The organism is Nocardia sp. NBC_01503, assembly GCF_036327755.1.
GTDB lineage: Bacteria > Actinomycetota > Actinomycetes > Mycobacteriales > Mycobacteriaceae > Nocardia.
Map to the genome: position 1 here is coordinate 3,347,210 of NZ_CP109596.1, position 16,963 is coordinate 3,364,172.

8 protein-coding genes (1 of these 8 only partly in view) are annotated in these 16,963 nt (G+C 67.9%); 5 read left to right on the plus strand and 3 right to left on the minus strand.

Translation table 11 applies throughout. From position 1 onward, the window contains the following. From OHB26_RS15070 to OHB26_RS15080, 3 genes are all read left to right on the plus strand, one after another. On the plus strand, positions 1-11,775 hold the 3' end of the coding sequence (locus OHB26_RS15070; protein ID WP_330184785.1) for a non-ribosomal peptide synthase/polyketide synthase. The gene continues 16,791 nt to the left of window position 1, outside the view; the window shows 11,775 of its 28,566 coding nt (coding positions 16,792-28,566); its start codon lies off the left edge, out of view; it ends in the stop codon at positions 11,773-11,775. A gap of 15 nt (positions 11,776-11,790) precedes the next feature. Continuing rightward, on the plus strand, positions 11,791-12,009 hold the full coding sequence (locus OHB26_RS15075) for an MbtH family protein (RefSeq protein WP_330184786.1): 219 nt from the start codon (positions 11,791-11,793) through the stop codon (positions 12,007-12,009). Between the two features lie 1,208 nt (positions 12,010-13,217). After that, complete coding sequence (locus OHB26_RS15080; protein WP_330184787.1) at positions 13,218-13,424, plus strand: hypothetical protein; 207 nt, start codon at positions 13,218-13,220, stop codon at positions 13,422-13,424. Positions 13,425-13,731: 307 nt separating this feature from the next. Here the strand turns inward: OHB26_RS15080 and OHB26_RS15085 are convergent, their stop codons facing one another. After that, complete coding sequence (locus OHB26_RS15085) at positions 13,732-14,949, minus strand: TetR/AcrR family transcriptional regulator (RefSeq protein ID WP_330184788.1); 1,218 nt, start codon at positions 14,947-14,949, stop codon at positions 13,732-13,734. A gap of 264 nt (positions 14,950-15,213) precedes the next feature. On the opposite strand from OHB26_RS15085, the gene OHB26_RS15090 reads away from it, so the two are divergent. Beyond that, positions 15,214-15,657 (plus strand): SRPBCC family protein, encoded by a 444-nt coding sequence (locus OHB26_RS15090; protein ID WP_330184789.1) that lies wholly within the window; start codon positions 15,214-15,216, stop codon positions 15,655-15,657. Between the two features lie 12 nt (positions 15,658-15,669). Here OHB26_RS15090 and OHB26_RS15095 read toward each other — a convergent pair whose 3' ends face one another. Together OHB26_RS15095 and OHB26_RS15100 are read right to left on the minus strand one after the other, a co-directional pair. Further along, complete coding sequence (locus OHB26_RS15095; protein ID WP_330184790.1) at positions 15,670-15,990, minus strand: DMT family transporter; 321 nt, start codon at positions 15,988-15,990, stop codon at positions 15,670-15,672. Between the two features lie 12 nt (positions 15,991-16,002). Further along, positions 16,003-16,344, minus strand: coding sequence for a DMT family transporter (locus OHB26_RS15100; RefSeq protein WP_330184791.1), 342 nt, complete (start codon positions 16,342-16,344; stop codon positions 16,003-16,005). A gap of 111 nt (positions 16,345-16,455) precedes the next feature. Here OHB26_RS15100 and OHB26_RS15105 point away from each other — a divergent pair, with 111 nt between their 5' ends. Beyond that, entirely contained in the window at positions 16,456-16,917 is a 462-nt protein-coding gene (locus OHB26_RS15105) for a MarR family winged helix-turn-helix transcriptional regulator (RefSeq protein ID WP_330184792.1), read from the plus strand. The last annotated feature ends 46 nt before the right edge of the window (positions 16,918-16,963 follow it).

Consider the following 16,963-nt stretch of genomic DNA (forward strand, 5'->3'; position numbering starts at 1 on the left):
CTGCCCGAGCTGACCGGTGTGCGCACCGTGGCGACCGCGGAGCTGGACCTGGCGGAGTACGCGACCACCCCGGTCTCCGATGCCGAGCGGATCCTGCCGCTGCGCCCGGACAACCTGGCCTATGTGCTGTTCACCTCCGGCTCCACCGGTCTGCCCAAGGGTGTGGCGACCAGCCATCACGCCATCGTCAATCAGCTGTACTGGCTCGAGCACCGATACGGCGTGACCGCGGCCGACCGCATCATGCAGCGCGCGCCACTGTCGTTCGACGTCTCGGTGTGGGAGTGCTTCCTGCCCACCCTGGTCGGTGCGCCGCTGGTGCTGCTCAAGCCGGACGGGCATCAGGATCTGGACTATCTGGCCGGCAAGATGCGCGAGCACGGCATCACCATCGCCGAGCATGTGCCGTCGGTGCTGGCCGCACTGGTCGCCGAGGGGCAGGGTTCGGCCCTGGGCTCGTTCCGCCACCTGCACACCGGTGGTGAGGCGCTGCCCGCCGAATTGCTCTCGGCCCTGCGCGAATACGTGGGTGGTGCGGTGCACAACGCCTACGGCCCCACCGAGGCCGCGGTCTCGACCATTTACCACGAATTCACCGATGCGGACCCGGATTACGAGGTCGCGATCGGCCGGCCCAACTGGAACACCCGCGCGTATGTGCTGGACTCGCGGCTGCGGCCGGTGCCGACCGGTGTCATCGGCGAGCTGTACCTGGCCGGTGATCAGCTGGCCCGCGGCTATCAGGGGCGCGGCGCGCTCAGTGCGGAACGCTTCATCGCCGACCCGTTCGGCGTGCCCGGCGCCCGCATGTACCGCACCGGCGATCTGGTCCGCTGGAACCGCACCGGCGATCTGGTCTACCTGGGCCGCAATGATTTCCAGGTGAAGCTGCGCGGTCAGCGCATCGAACTCGGCGAGATCGAGGCGGCGCTGCTGGCGGCCGACGGGGTGGCCAATGCCGCGGTGCTGCTGGCCAAGGACTCCGCCGGGACCGACGCGCTGGTCGGCTATGTCTCGGGTCCGGGCCTGTCCGCCGAAGCCGTACTGGCGCAGGTGCGCGAGCTGCTCCCGGTCTACATGGTGCCCGCGCACCTGGTGGTGCTCGACGATATGCCGCGCACCAGCGTCGGCAAGCTGGACCGCAAGGCGCTGCCTCCGGTCGAATTCACGGCTGCCGCAACCGCTTTCCGTGCTCCGCGGGAAGGCGCCGAGTCGATGCTGGCCGAGCTGGTGCACGATCTGCTCGGCGGCGATCCGATCGGCGCGGATGACGATTTCTTCGATCGTGGCGGCAACTCGCTGCTGGCCATGCGCCTGGTGGCACGGGTCAACGCGGCCTTCGGCTGCGAGATCGGCGTCCGTGAGATCTTCGAGGCCCCGACCGTGGCCGGGCTCGCCGTCCGGGTGACCGGTAGCGCCGGGCGTATGCTTCCGGCGCTCGAGGTGCGGCCGCGACCGGAGCGAATCCCGTTGTCGCTGGCGCAGACTCGGATCTGGCTGCTCAACCGCCTCGATCCGGAGTCCGCCGCCTACAACATCCCGGCGGCCGTGCGGCTCATGGGCGATCTCGATGTGCCCGCGCTGCGCGCCGCACTCACCGATGTGATGGCCCGGCACGAGGTGCTGCGCACCATCTACCCGATGGATGCCGAGGGTGAGGGCCACCAGGTGATCCTGCCCGCCGGTACCGCGATCGAGCTGCCGGTCGAGCTGGTCAAGGGTTCGGTGCTGCCGCGCATCTACGAATTCGGTTCCACCGGTTTCGATGTCACCACCGAGCTGCCGCTGCGCGCGGTGCTGCTGCGCGAATCCGAGAGCAGTACGGTGCTGGTCGCGGTGCTGCACCACATCGCCGGTGACGGCGCCTCCATGGATCCGCTGCTGCGCGATGTGATCCTGGCCTACCTGGCCCGGACCTCCGGCTCGGCACCGCAGTGGGCCCCGCTCGCGGTGCAGTACGCCGACTACACGCTGTGGCAGCACGATGTGCTGGATACCGTTGCCGCACCGGAACTCTCGTACTGGCGCGAACAGCTCACCGGTCTGGCCGACGAGCTCCCGCTGCGCACCGACCGTCCCCGCCCCGCCGTCTCCTCGTACCGGGGAGCCGTGGTGCGCGGCCGTATCGGCGGCGATGTCGGCGAGCGGGTGCGTGAGGTCGCCAAGCGGCACAGCGCGACGCCGTTCATGGTGTTCCACGCCGCCCTGGCGGTGCTGCTGGCCCGGCTTTCGGGTACCGAGGACATCGCCATCGGCACCCCGGTTGCCGGGCGCGGCGCGGCCGCCCTGGACGATCTGGTCGGCATGTTCGTCAACACCCTGGCGCTGCGCACCCGACCGGCCCTGGACCGCTCCTTCGCGGACCTGCTGGCCGAGAGCCGGACCGTGGATCTGGCCGCGTTCGCCAATGCCACGGTGCCGTTCGAACGCGTGGTGAACGAACTCGGCATCGAATCCAATCAGTCCCGGCATCCGCTGTTCACGGTCAGCCTGAACTACCTGAACCTCGACGGCGACACGCACGGCGTACCCGGCCTGGTCCTGGAGAACGTCGAATTCGACGACACCGTCGCCAAATTCGATCTCACCTTCTCCATCGGCGACGAACTCGACGATGACGGCCACCTGATCGTCGAACTCACCTACGCCACCGACCTGTACGACGAGGCGACCGCGGCGGATCTGCTGCGCCGCTTCGGCCGCGTGCTCGGCGCGGTCACCGCCGATCCGGCGGTGACCATCGGTGAGATCGAACTGCTGGCCCCGGTCGAGCGCGCCGAACTGCTGGCCCGGCGCGGACCGCGAGCCCTGCCGCCGCGCACCCTCGCCGAGGTCATGCGGGCCGCGGTCGAGTTGGATCCCGAAGCGACGGCGCTCATCTCGCGGGATGGCGCGCTGAGCTACCGGCAGCTGGACGAGCGCTCCTCGCGCCTGGCCCGTCTGCTCATCGGATACGGCGTCGGCGCCGAGGATTTCGTCGCCGTCGCGGTGCCGCGCTCGATCGACTCCATGGTGGCGCTGTGGGCGGTGGCCAAGACCGGCGCGGCCTTCCTGCCGGTCGACCCCACCTACCCGGCCGAGCGGATCGCCTATATGCTCGCCGATTCCGGTGCGACCATCGGTCTGACGCTCTCCGCGTACGCGGAACAGCTTCCGGCGCAGGCGAACTGGCTCGTCCTCGATGACGAGGCATTGGCGCGTGACCTGTTCGGTCTCCGCGCGGAGCCGATCGAGTCCGCCGAACTGGTGCGGCCGGTAGGTATCGGCAATGCCGCCTGGATGATGTACACCTCCGGCTCCACCGGCCGCCCCAAGGGTGTCGTGGTCAGCCACGCCGGTATCGCCGGTGTCGCCGCCATTCACCAGGAGCATGCGCCGACCACGGCCCGGGCGCGCGTACTGCACCGTGCCTCACCCAGTTTCGACGCCTCGCTGATGGAGCTGTTGATGGCGCTGCCGGTGGGCGCCGCGCTGGTCATCGCGCCCGCCGACGTCTTCGGCGGTGACGAGATGAGTGATCTCATCCACACCGAGCGGGTCACGCACGCGCTCATCACCCCGTCCGTCCTGCAGACCCTGGACCCGGAGCGGTTGCGCGGACTGCGCCACCTCTCGGTCGGCGGCGAGAGCTTCGGCCCGGAGCTGGTGGAGCGCTGGGCCGGCGGCCGCGATCTGTACAACTCGTACGGTCCGACCGAGGTCACCATCACCACGCATATGAGCTCGCCGCTGCGGCCGGGTGACAGCGTGGTGCTGGGCGGACTCGCGCACGGCCTCGGCGCGGTGGTCCTGGACTCCCGGCTGAGCCCGGTGCCGGACGGCGCCATCGGCGAAATGTACCTGCGCGGACCGGGATTGGCGCGCGGCTACCACGGGCGCGCGGATATCACCGCCGACCGCTTCATCGCCGACCCGTTCGGTGAGCCCGGCGGCCGCCTGTACCGCACCGGCGATCTGGTGCGCTGGGTGCGCCGCTCGGTCGGCGGTATCAGCTATCCGGTGCTCGAATACCTGGGCCGCTCCGACGATCAGGTGAAGGTGCGCGGCCTGCGCATCGAACTGGGCGAGATCGATACGGTGCTAACCACCCACGAGAGCGTCGACTTCGCTGTCACCATCGGCCACACCGGACGCTCCGGTGAGGTGTCGCTGGTCTCCTATGTGGTGCCCGCACCGGACCACACCGTGGATGTCGAGGAGCTGCGAAGCTTCGCGGGCCGTTCGCTCATCGCCTATATGGTCCCCGCCGTCGTCATGGTCATCGACGCCATTCCGCTCACCCCGACGGCCAAACTGGATCGCAAGGCACTGCCGGAGCCGGTATTCCGCACCGCCGAGTTCCGGGCCCCGGTCACCGCCGCCGAACTCGTGGTCGCGGCCACCATGGCCGAACTGCTCGGCGCCACCGATCCGGTCGGCCTGGACGACGACTTCTTCGCTCTCGGCGGCAATTCGCTGAGCGCGGTGAAGCTCTCGGCCCGGCTCTCGGCCCGGCTCGGCGCAGCGGTTGCCATGCGGACCGTCTTCGAACACCCGACCGTGGCCGCCCTCGCCGCCGCCCTCGCCGTCGACGGCGAGCCCGTCGCCTCGGGGCCGGTGCTGGCCCCGCGCCGGGAGACCGGTGCGGTGCCGCTCTCACTGGCACAGCAGCGCATGTGGTTCCTGAACCGGTTCGACGGCGAATCGGCGGCTTACAATATGCCGCTTGCCATTCGGTTGAACGGCGCATTGGATACTGCCGCCCTCGATGCCGCCTTCACCGATGTGGTGGCCCGGCACGAGGTGCTGCGGACGGTGTACCCGCTCACCGCATCCGGTCCGGTACAGGTGATCCTGCCGATTGCCGAGGCCCGACCGCCCCGGCTGCGGCCGATTCCGGTCGAGGCGAGCGAATTGCTCAGCACGGTAACGGAATTCGTCTCCGAAGGCTTCGACGTCACGGCGGCGGTACCGCTGCGCGCGGCGCTTTATCAGCCCTCGGGCACCGAGGATGAATACGTCCTGGTGGTGGCCGTGCACCATATCGTCGCGGACGGTGCCTCCATGGCGCCGCTGGCCCGCGATGTCATGGCCGCTTACGCCGCTCGGCACGCGGGCAGCGCGCCCGGCTGGACACCGCTGCCGGTGCAGTACGCCGATTACGCACTCTGGCAGCGGGATCGGCTCGGCTCCGAGGACGACGCGAATTCGCTGCTGTCCCAGCAGTTGACGTACTGGACCGAGGCGCTGGCCGGGATTCCGGATCAGCTGGAGCTGCCGCTGGATCGCCCCCGCCCCGCGGTGGCCTCCACCGTCGGTGACGAGATCAACTTCGCCGTGGCCGCCGGACTGCACGCCCAGCTGGCCGAGCTGGGCCGCGCCGAGGGCGCGACCCTGTTCATGGTGGTGCACGCCGCCTTCGCACTGCTGCTGTCCCGCCTGTCGGGCAGCGCCGATATCGCGGTCGGCACGCCGGTGGCGGGTCGTGGTGCGGACGCGCTCGACGATCTGGTCGGCATGTTCGTCAACACCCTGGTGCTGCGCGCCGAGATCGACCCCGCGGCCGATTTCTCCGCCCTGCTGCGCCGAGTACGCGAACACGATCTGGCCGCCTTCTCACACGCCGACGTACCGTTCGAGCGGCTGGTCGAGGTGCTCAACCCGGTCCGCTCCACCGCTCGGCATCCGCTGTTCCAGGTCGGCTTCTCGTTCAACAACACCGAGGCCGCCACCTTCGAACTGGACGGATTGCGGGTCGGCGCGGTCGATTTCGACTCCGCCATCTCGCAGTTCGATCTGCACCTGGTGGTCGTGGACCGCTATCACGCGGACGGCTCCCCGGCCGGTCTGGCGGTCTCGCTCACCTATGCGACCGCGCTGTTCGACGCGGCCACGGCCGCCGGATTCGCCGAGCGTTTCCAGCGGGTGCTGACCGCGGTGACCGCCACCCCCGCGTTGCCGGTCGGAGAGCTGGAGCTGTTGGCTCCGGCCGAACGGACTCGGATCCTGGAGACCTGGAACGACACCGCGGAACCGGTGGAGATCGAGGCGACCCTGGCCACCCTGCTGGATCGGAGTGTGGCGAGCGCGCCGAAGGAGGCCGCGCTCATCGCCGATACCGCCGACGGCCGGGTCGAATTGACCTACGCCGAATTGGGTGCCCGGGTGAATCGTCTTGCCCGCCATCTGATCTCGATCGGTGTCGGTCCGGAGTCCCGGGTCGCCCTCGGGCTGCGGCGTTCGGTGGATCTGGTGGTCGCCATGTACGCGGTCGCGGTCGCCGGTGGCGCATACGTTCCGATCGATCCGGATCAGCCCGCCGAGCGCACCGACTACATCCTCGGTACCGCCGCGCCGGTCTGCGTGCTCACCACCACCGCGACGGCGTTCTCGACCGAGGCCGCGCCGCTGGTGTTCATCGATGAGCTCGAGCTCGACACGGTCGCGACCGCGCCGGTCTCCGACGCGGATCGCCTTGCGCCGCTGCGTCCTTCGAACACCGCCTACGTGATCTTCACCTCCGGTTCGACCGGTCGTCCGAAGGGTGTGGCGCTGCCGCACTCGGCGGTGGTGAACCAGTTGCTGTGGAAGGTCACCGAATTCGGGCTCGATCCGGCCGATGCGGTGCTGCTCAAGACCGCCGCGACCTTCGACCTCTCGGTGTGGGAGTTCTGGTCCGCGGTGGCCTGCGGTGGCCGCCTGGTCATCGCGGTGCCCGGTGGTCACAAGGATCCGGCGTACCTGAACGAGCTCATGGCCCAGGAGTGGGTGACCACCCTGCACGCGGTGCCGTCCATGCTGGACGCGCTGCTGGCGGACGGTCTGCCGGATTCGCTGTGGCGTATCCTGGCCATCGGCGAGGCACTGCCGGGCGCGCTCGCGCAGCGGGTACTGCGGGAACGTCCGCGCACCGAACTGTTCAACCTCTACGGGCCGACCGAAGCCGCGGTCTCGATCACGAATCACCGGGTGACCGAGGCGGATGTCGTATCCGTCTCGATCGGTTCGCCCGAATGGAACAGCCGGGTGTATGTGCTCGACGCACGGCTGCGCCCGGTGCCCGCGGGTGTCTCGGGTGAGCTGTATCTGGCGGGTGCGCAGTTGGCGCGCGGTTACCACGGTCGCAGTGACCTGACCGCGGATCGTTTCGTGGCCAACCCGTTCGCCATCGGCGAGCGTATGTACCGCACCGGTGACCTCGTCGCCTGGGCGGGCAATGGTGAGCTCGAGTATCGGGGTCGTACGGACTTCCAGGTGAAGATTCGTGGTTTCCGTATCGAGCTCGGTGAGATCGAGGCGGCGCTGCTGGCGATGCCGGAGATCGCGCAGGTCGCGGTTGTCGCGAAGTCGGATCAGCGCACCGGTGACCGTCTGGTCGCCTACCTGGTGCCGTCCGATCCGGCTGCGGGCGTTGAGGTCTCGCATGCCAAGGCGGTGCTGGGGGCGGGTCTGCCGTCGTACATGGTGCCGTCGGCGTTCGTGGTGCTGGCCGCGCTGCCGTTGAATGTGAACGGCAAGTTGGATCGAAAGGCGTTGCCGGAGCCCGAGTTCGAGACCACGGCGTTCCGTGCGCCGTCCACCCCGATCGAGGAGATCGTGGCGGGCGTGTTCACCGAGGTGCTGGGTACCGAGCGGGTGGGCGCGGATGACGATTTCTTCGCTCTGGGTGGTAATTCGCTGTTGGCCACGCAGGTCGCGGCGCGTCTCGGTGCGGCCCTGGACGCCCGCGTTCCGGTGCGTACCCTGTTCGAGGCGTCCACCGTCGCCGGACTCGCCGCCAGGGTCGCCCGGCAGGCGGGTGCCGGAGATCGTAAAGCCCTTGTCGCACAGCCGCGCCCGGAGTTCATTCCGCTCTCCCCGGCGCAGCAGCGCATGTGGTTCCTGAACCAGTTCGACACCACCTCCGCGGCCTACAACGTGCCCATCGCAGTCCGGTTGTCCGGTGCGCTCGATGTGGATGCGCTGCGTGCCGCCATCGCCGATGTGGTTGCCCGCCACGAGATTCTGCGTACCGTCTATCCGCTCGCGGGGGAGTCCGAGCAGGCTCGACCCGTGCAGGTGGTGCTGGCCCCGGCGCAGGCGACACCGGAGTTGGAGCTCCGCACCGTCTCCGCCGCCGGTCTGGAGGCCGCGCTGGGTGAGCTGGCCCGGATCGCCTTCGATGTCACCGTGCAGGTGCCCATGCGGGTGACCCTGCTCGATATCGACGGCGCCGGAACCGATTACGTGCTGGCCATGGTCGTGCATCACATCTCCGGCGACGGCTCCTCGATGGGCCCGCTCACCCGGGATCTCATGACCGCCTACGCGGCCCGGTCCCAGAGCGCCGAGCCCGGCTGGTCCGCATTGCCGGTGCAGTACGCCGACTACGCGATCTGGCAGCGCGAGGTACTCGGCGCCGAGAGCGATCCGGAATCGGTCGCCGCCACGCAGGTCGACTACTGGAAGTCCGCGCTGGCGGGGCTGCCCGATCAGCTCGATCTCCCGTTCGATCGGCCGCGCCCCGCGGTGCAGTCGTTCACCGGCGGCAAGACCGGTCTGCGGATCGATGCCGAAACCCACCGGGCGCTGGTCGAATTGGCCCGGGCCGAGGGCGCGACGCTGTTCATGGTCGTGCACACCGCCATCGCGGTGTTGCTCGCACGACTCTCCGGAACCAGCGATATCGCCATCGGCACTCCGATCGCCGGCCGCGGTGAGGCCGCGCTGGACGATCTGGTCGGCATGTTCGCCAACACCCTGGTGTTCCGCACCGAGGTCGACGCGGCGGCCGCCTTCACCGAACTGCTCGCCCGGCAGCGCGAGACCGATATCCAGGCCTTCGCCCATGCCGACGTACCGTTCGAGCGATTGGTCGAGGTGCTCAACCCGGTCCGGTCCACGGCGCGCAATCCGCTCTTCCAGATCGGTCTGTCCTTCCAGAATCTCGCGCCCACCCGGTTCGAACTGCCCGGGCTGACCGTCTCGGACGTCGACTTCGACAATGTCGCGGCGCAGCTCGACCTGCACTGGATCCTGTCCGACGGGTACGAGGCGGATGGCACCCCGGCCGGAATCGCGGGTGACCTGGTGTACGCGGACGACCTGTTCGACGACGCCACCGCGGCGGGTTTCAATGCCAGACTCGGCAGGCTGCTGGCCGCGGTCGCCGCGCACACCAGCCGCCCGGTGGGTGATATCGAACTGCTGGACCCGGCCGAGCTGGAGCGAGTCCTACTGGACCGGAACGAAACTCGGCATCCGGTCGCGCCCGGCCTGCTGCTCGACGGCTATCGTGCCGCCGCGGCGGCGCACCCGGAGGCCACCGCACTGGTCTACGAGGGCACCGCACTCACCTACGGGGAGTTCGACGCCCGGGTGAATCGGCTCGCGCGCCTGCTCATCGAGCAGGGTGTGGGCGCGGAATCACTGGTGGGCCTGTGCATTCGGCGTTCGCCGGACCTGCTCGTCGGGATCTACGCCATCCTGACGGCGGGCGGCGCGTATGTGCCGCTGGATCCGGATCATCCGGCCGATCGCATCGAGCACATCCTCGAGACCGCACAGCCGGTATGCGTCCTGACCACCACGGCCGATGCGGTCGAGGTGTCCGGGGATATGCCGGTCCTGCATCTGGATGCGCTTGTACTGGAACATTTCTCGGTCGAATCGGTGCGCCCGGCGGAGTTGCTGCGGCCGGTCACGGCGGAGAACCTGGCCTACGCCATCTTCACCTCCGGCTCCACCGGCAAGCCGAAGGGCGTGGGTGTCTCGCACGGCGCCATCCACAATCAGATCGAGTGGATGCTCGCCGAGTACCCGATGGTGGCCGCGGATGTGTATCTGCTCAAGACCGCCACCACCTTCGACGTCTCGCTGTGGGGAATCTTCATGACCCTGCGGGCGGGGGCCACCCTGGTGGTAGCCACCCACGACGGGCATCGCGATCCCGCGTATCTCGCGGAAACCATGGCGGCCCAACAGGTCACGATGACTGACTTCGTGCCGTCCATGCTGACGGTGTTCGCCGCGCATACACCCGCCGCGAGCCTGCGGACGCTGCGTGAGGTCTTCGTCATCGGTGAGGCGCTGCCGCCCGAGACGGTGACCGCCACACTCGCGCTCGGTGCCGGCGTGCGGGTGCACAACCTGTACGGTCCGACCGAGGCCGCGGTCTCGATCACGTATTGGCCGGCGGACGGCGGCGACACCCGCACCGTGCCGATCGGCCTGCCGCAGTGGAACAGCCGGGTGTACGTGCTGGACGCTCGGCTGCGGCCGGTGCCCGCCGGGGTGCCGGGTGAGCTCTACCTGGCCGGTGACCAGCTGGCCCGAGGTTATGTGCGGCGGCCCGATCTCACCTCGGATCGGTTTATGGCCAACCCCTTCGCGGTCGGCGAGCGTATGTACCGCACCGGCGATCTGGTGCGCTGGAGTGCCGCGGGCGTGCTGGAGTACATCGGCCGCACCGACTTCCAGGTCAAGTTCCGCGGCCAGCGCATCGAACTCGGTGAGATCGAGGCGGCGCTGCTCGCACAGCCCACAGTCAGTCAGACCGTGGTGCTGGTGGTGCCGACCGCCCTCGGAGATCAGCTGGTGGGCTACGCGGTGCCGACACCCGGCGCGAGCATCGATGACACGGCATTGCGGACCGCGGTGGCGCGGACCCTGCCCGCCTACATGGTGCCGTCCATGATCATCGCGCTGGCGGAGTATCCGCTCAACGCGAGCGGCAAGCTGGATCGGCGGGCTCTGCCGGAGCCGGTCTTCACCGCACGCGAATTCCGGGCTCCCGAAACGGAGTCGGAGATCTCCGTCTGCGCCGTCTTCGCCGAAGTGCTTCAGGTCGAGCGAATCGGCTTGGACGACAACTTCTTCGAGCTCGGCGGCACCTCGCTGATCGCGGTGCGGTTGGTCGCCCGCCTGAGCGCCGTACTCGGCGCCCGGATTCCGGTGAACTGGTTGTTCGGTGCGCCCACTCCCGCCGGGTTGGTCGCTGAACTCGGCCGCGCCGCAGGCGGTCTCGGCTCGGACAGCGCATTCGAGGTGCTGCTCCCGCTGCGCACCGGCGGGTCGGGCGATCCGCTGTTCTGCATCCACCCGGTGGGCGGTATCTCCTGGTCGTTCGCCGGACTGGCCGCGCATCTGGACGGCGATCGGCCGATCTACGGCCTGCAGTCGCCGACCCTGGCCGCGGATGTGCCGCTACCGGCCTCCATCGACGAGTGGGCGGCCCGCTACGTGCGGGAGATCCGCGCGGTCCAGCCGGAGGGGCCGTACCACCTGCTCGGCTGGTCGTTGGGTGGCGTGCTGGCCCACGCGGTCGCGGTCCAGTTGCAGGCGCTGGGGGAGGAGGTGCCGACCCTGGCCATGCTGGACAGCTCGCTGGATGTCGATGCCGAGGCCACCGGGCCGGTGCGAATTCCGGTGGCCGAAGTGCTCGGCGGGTTGCTCGCCGGACAGGTGGATCTGGGTGCGGATGAGCTCGAGCCCGAGGAACTGGCCGGACGCCTGGCCGGACTGCCCGAACCGTTCGCCTCATTGGGCGCGGATCGGCTGGGCCGGATGGTGCGAACCGGTGTCGAATCGCTGGCGCTGATCGGCAGCTACCAGCCGCGGCGCTTCAAGGGTGAGCTGCGGTACTTCGCCGCCGCCCTCGACGATCCGACCTGCGCGGTCGGCGTGGCGAGCTGGACCGACGCCATCGACGGCGTGCTGCACACCCATGCGGTGCAGGCCACGCACTGGCGCATGACCGAGCCCGAGGCGCTTGCCGTCATCGCCCGGGTGCTGAACCACTCTTCGAAACCCTTGTGAGAAAGGTACTTCGCGATGAGCAATCCCTTCGATGACGATGAGGCCCAGTTCTACGTGCTCGTGAACGATGAGGCGCAGCATTCGCTGTGGCCGATCTTCGCCACCATCCCCGGCGGCTGGACCATCGCGCACGGCCCGGCGCAGCGCCAGGCCTGCCTGGACTACGTCGAGACCCATTGGACCGATATGCGCCCCAAATCGCTAGCCGATGCCATGGCGACCGAAATAGATTAGTCTTCACCCGAAAACTCTTGCGGCACAACGTAATCCGCAAGTAAAGACTCGGGGCGTGTGTACGTCCCGTGCGGCGGTCCCGACGACAGTCCGGGGGTCTGTCCGCGAACGAAGAAAGGAAGAAGATGACCACTCCTCCCACTACCGATCCCACCGGCGGCGTCGACATCGGCGGCATCCTGACCACCCTGCTCAATTTCCTGAGCGGTGGCTCCAGCGCCAGTTACACCCCGCACTGATCCTCAGCGCCGGAACACTTCTCGAAAGGAATAGCAAAATGCTCAGTGGCAGCGGCTTCACCGATCTGCTCATGGCTTTCGCCCACCTCGTCAACTCGGGTTCGTCCACCTCGGTCACCCAGCCCACCCCGCCGCCGGTGGTCACCCCGACCGTCTAGGAGCTCAAATGTTCAGTGGCAGCATGGTTAACGATCTTTTCGCCACCCTGGCGAAGATGCTCGGCACCGGCTCCTCCTACACCTTCCCGCCGCAGGCCTGACCAGCGGAAAGGCGTGCGGCCGTCAGAGCGTGAAAACGCCCTGACGGCCGCCCGATCCACCTGAATACCGCCGCGGCGTACCGTTCCACCACTCCCTGCCGGACCGGTACGCCGCGGCGTCCAGGCATTTCGAGTATCGCAGCCCGAATGGCGTGACACCTCCGGTCCCGCGGATCGATACGGCGCGGTGACTTCGGCCGATCACCCCACTCGTCGGCGCGCGCCCCTGGCCCGGCTGTCGCGCGGATTCGAGCCGCAGTGGCCCCGGCGCGCGGATCCGGCGAATTCGAATGGCGCCGCGGGCGCCGCGCCGACGCCGCTTCGGCCATGATCCGCGACACCCGCCACGCCCATCCGGAATCGGGCCCCATGTCGGCCACCGGAAAGCGGCGACTATTCCAGCGTCCCCCGGCTGCGTTTCGGTGGAAACAACGCGGGCGAATTCAACTCACCCCCTGCGCTTCCTGCATGCGCGAATGTTTGGCAAATATATTTGTGCGGAAGACAAGCCAAAGTCGCCGCGAAAGAGGCCCGGAAGTGTGGGAGCGAATACTTTTCGATACGACGCTACGAAGGGATTTCCAATGGTGACGGTTACGGCAACCAGTGAACACGAAGAGGGCGCAGCAGCGGTGCTCGACCGCACCGCAGCGCGGCCTACCGTTCCCGATCAGTCGCTGTCGGATTGCTATCCAATGGAGAGGAACACCATGAGCCGGAGCAATACGGTCGAGCCGAACACCGTCGGTCTCTACTGGGACCGCGACGGTGATGTCTGGCAGCGTGAGGAGGCCGGTTGGCGTCTCATCCTGCAGAGTGGGGTGGCCGTCGATCCGATCTCATTGTGGGACTGGGAGGACGGGCACGTACAGGACTACGCACCGTTCACGCCCATGGCAATCTTCACCGCCGCGTGAAATAAAAGAAACCGCTTGGTATGACAGCTAACATTTGGCAAATATGACCGGCTGGGGGCCGGCCGGAATCCTGAAAGAAAGTGCCGCGGAAGTCGAATACCCGGGAATTGCCGGTACCGACGCGGCGATGCCGATGACCAGCTGACAGGCGAATGGGAAACGCCGTGTCGAAGTTCGCGACAGTCGGCGGGCGGGCAGTGTCCCAACTGCCGCTCCCGATTGTGGCGGGCCGGGTGGCGTAGCGTCGCGTGCCCGGTCGCGGCGGTGGCCGGTTCTCCGAGTATTCGGGGTTCCGGCACCGTCGCTCCTAAACCTCCGCGCGCCCGCCGGTCCCGAAGAGGATGATCTCCATGAGCCGGATCACCCGCTCCTGCGGGCAGATTCGAAGATCGGCGCCGAACACCCGCCCCATATCGACCACCATGCCGAATCCGGCGTGCACCAGAATTCTGGCCTCGCCCTCGGACAGCTCCGGCCGCACCGCCACCAGTAGCCGCACCCACTCCGCCACGATGAGCCGCTGCACATTGCGCAGCATGGTGCGCTCCTCGGGCGAAACATGGCTGAACTCGGCGTAATACACGTAGGTGAGCTCGCGCTCGGCGAATGAGCCCGCGACATAGAGGTCGATGAGCTTGCCCAAGGCCTCGGCGGGTGTCGCGGAGGAGGACACCGCCGGACCGATGGCCCCCGACACCCGATCGGCCGCGCGCCGGAAGGCCGCCGCCAGCAGATCACCCTTGCTGCGGTAGTACCGATACACCGCCGAGGCCGCGGAGAGATCCGCCGCCGAGGCGATGTCCTCCACGCTCACATTGGGATACCCGCGCTGATGGAACAGCTCGACGGCCTTCTTCAACAGCAGCTCATGCTTGAACGACTGTGGAATCTCGGTGCTGCGCGGCGCGTCCGCATCGGTGCCGGGCGGTGGTAGCTCGGCCGCGACGATGGCGTCGCAGGTCGAATGGAGTAGGGCGGTCAGGGGTTTCACCGGCAGCGCCGCGTGATGGTCGCCGATACTGCTGATCACACTGAACAGTGCCACCGCCCGCACCGCGCGATCATGCTCGTCCAGCTCCGGCCGCACCTGTCCGATGAGCCCGCGCAGGATGCTCAGCGCCCGCGCGAATTGATCCGAGAGTGTCTGCCGATCGGTCTCGTCCAGATACCGCTGCTCCCAGCGCACCAGGGTGACGGTGGCGCGATTGGCGATGGTCTCGGCAATGATCCGATCCAGCACGCTCGACAGCCGCGCGCGCGGGTCCAACTCCCGCGCCTCGTCCGGTGGGGTGGTGGCGTCGATGGTGAGCTGGCCCAGTCGCAGCAGCTCCTCGCGGAAGAGCGCGTACTTGCTCGGATAGTGCCGGTACAGCGCGGCCGAGGAGATTCCGAGGCGGGTGGCGATATCCTCCATGCTCACCCCGTGATAGCCGAGCGAGCCGAAGGCGGCCGCCGAGGTGGCGGCGATCTGGGCGCGCCGGTTCTTCGGGCGGCGGCGGATCACGCGCTGCTCCTCGACATTCATGCCGGTAATGGTAGTCACCAGGTCTTTTGCCGCCATGCCGGGTTGGCGGCTCGGGTCGCGACCGGCACCGTGGCGCTGTCGGGTCGAGCGGATGGAAGAGGGTCGGGAGGCCGCCCCCCGCAACGCTGGGCCATCGACGTTGTAGGTCACGAAAGGGTAAGGCGCTCACCTGATTCGGCGTTTCGCGCGCGTTTCCTTCGACTTACCGGTGACGTATCTCGTAGGCTGCCCAGAGGTTCGGGCGAGATCAGAATGGAGCCGGGCATGCGCACGGTCGATGTTGAGCGCACCATCCGGGCACCACTGCCGGACGTGTTCGACTGGTTGACCGATGCGACGAATTATCAACGCGTGCCTATGGTTCGCCGGGTGACGCTGGTGCGGCCGGGTGATACCGCGGGGCACGGGGCCGGTGCGGTGCGGTTGATAGTCACTCCGCTGATTCGCCTCACCGAGGAGATCGTCGAGTACAAGCCGCAGCAGCTCATGCGCTACCGTTTGCTGAAATCCGTTCCGCCACTGCGACATCAGGACGGGTTCATCGCCTTCAAAGAGGTGTCCGCCGGAACCCGGGTGCGCTGGTTCTCCACCTTCGAGATCGCCTCACCGGTCATGCCGGGGCTCTGCACGGCGGTTTTCCTGCCGGCGATCCGGGCCGGGTTCCTCATGGTGCTACGCACCGCGGAGCGTGAACTCCGCGGTGCGTGAGGGCATTTCGAGCTACGCGCCCGCGGCGATCCGCAGCGTGATCGCGCCCGCGATGATGGCGGCGAACGAGATCAGCTTGGGCACCGTGATCTTCTCCTTGTAGATGAGCGCGCCGAGCACGACCGTGCCGATGGATCCGATACCGGTCCAGACGGTGTAACCCACGCCGACATCGAGGGTGCGCAGTGCCAGGCTGAGCGTGAAAATACCTCCGGCGGCGGCCAATAGCGTGAACACCGAGGGCCACAGCCGGGTGAACCCCTTGGTGGCATTGGTGCCCAATGCGAACGCGATCTCGAAGACCGCGGCGATCATCAAATATCCCCAGGCCATGACGGTTTCCTTTCAGGCCGCACTGGGCGCGGTGGCCAGCTTGTCGGCGATCTTGAGTCCGAGGACGCCGCCGATGATCAATACGAACGCGAGGGCCTTGGCGGGTGTCACCGCCTCGTGGAACAGCACCGAGCCCAGAATGACGGTGCCGACCGAGCCGATTCCGGTCCAGACGGTGTAGCCCACGCCGACATCGAGCGATTTCAGTGCCAGGCTGAGGAAGAAGATCCCGCCCGCCGCCGCCGCGGCCGTGAGCAGTGACGGCCCGAGTTCGGTGAACCCGTGCGTCGCATTGGTGCCCAATGCGAAGACCACCTCGAAGACCGAGGCGATCAGTAGATATGCCCATGCCATGGGAGTCTCCCTGTTTGGTAGTTGCATGTATATGCAAACACTTGCTCGAAAGATGATGCATGTACATGTAAACTCATGTCAACCCCCGTCCGCCGATACAAGGAGCGCCGCATGCCAACTCGAACCACCCCAGCGGCCGCCGGTGACACCCACCTCTGGAACCGCGTCCTCACCCTGCACGCCCTGGTCGAAACCCGCCTCGGCGCCGCGCTACAGCGCCACCACGGCCTGGGCCTCTCGGAGTATCGAGCCCTGGTCTTCCTCGGCGACGCCCCCGACAACGAACTCCGCATGCAGGACCTGGCCACCAAACTCGGCCTGAATCAAAGCTCGGTAACCCGCCTGGTCACCCGCCTGAACGCCGCCGACCTCACCTACCGCGACCTGTGCCCCGACGACAAGCGCGGCGTCTACACGGTCCTGACCGACTCCGGCCGCACCCGCTACCGACAGGCCCGCCCCACCTACGAGAACACTCTCACCGCGGCCCTGGCCGAGGCCGCCGAATCCGACCCGGCCGTAGCCGACCTGCTTGCCGCAGCCCGGAAAACCGAAGCGGCGCAGGAGAATTGAACTCCTGCGCCGCGAGGGTGTGGATCCCGGCCGAAAGCATGCCGGG

Excerpts from the sequence above, each read along its gene's own strand:
- OHB26_RS15075 (WP_330184786.1), top strand. The coding sequence starts at position 11,791 with ATGAGCAATCCCTTCGATGACGATGAGGCCCAGTTCTACGTGCTCGTG.
- OHB26_RS15080 (WP_330184787.1), top strand. The coding sequence starts at position 13,218 with ATGAGCCGGAGCAATACGGTCGAGCCGAACACCGTCGGTCTCTACTGG.
- OHB26_RS15085 (WP_330184788.1), bottom strand. The coding sequence starts at position 14,949 with ATGAATGTCGAGGAGCAGCGCGTGATCCGCCGCCGCCCGAAGAACCGG.
- OHB26_RS15090 (WP_330184789.1), top strand. The coding sequence starts at position 15,214 with ATGCGCACGGTCGATGTTGAGCGCACCATCCGGGCACCACTGCCGGAC.
- OHB26_RS15095 (WP_330184790.1), bottom strand. The coding sequence starts at position 15,990 with ATGGCCTGGGGATATTTGATGATCGCCGCGGTCTTCGAGATCGCGTTC.
- OHB26_RS15100 (WP_330184791.1), bottom strand. The coding sequence starts at position 16,344 with ATGGCATGGGCATATCTACTGATCGCCTCGGTCTTCGAGGTGGTCTTC.
- OHB26_RS15105 (WP_330184792.1), top strand. The coding sequence starts at position 16,456 with ATGCCAACTCGAACCACCCCAGCGGCCGCCGGTGACACCCACCTCTGG.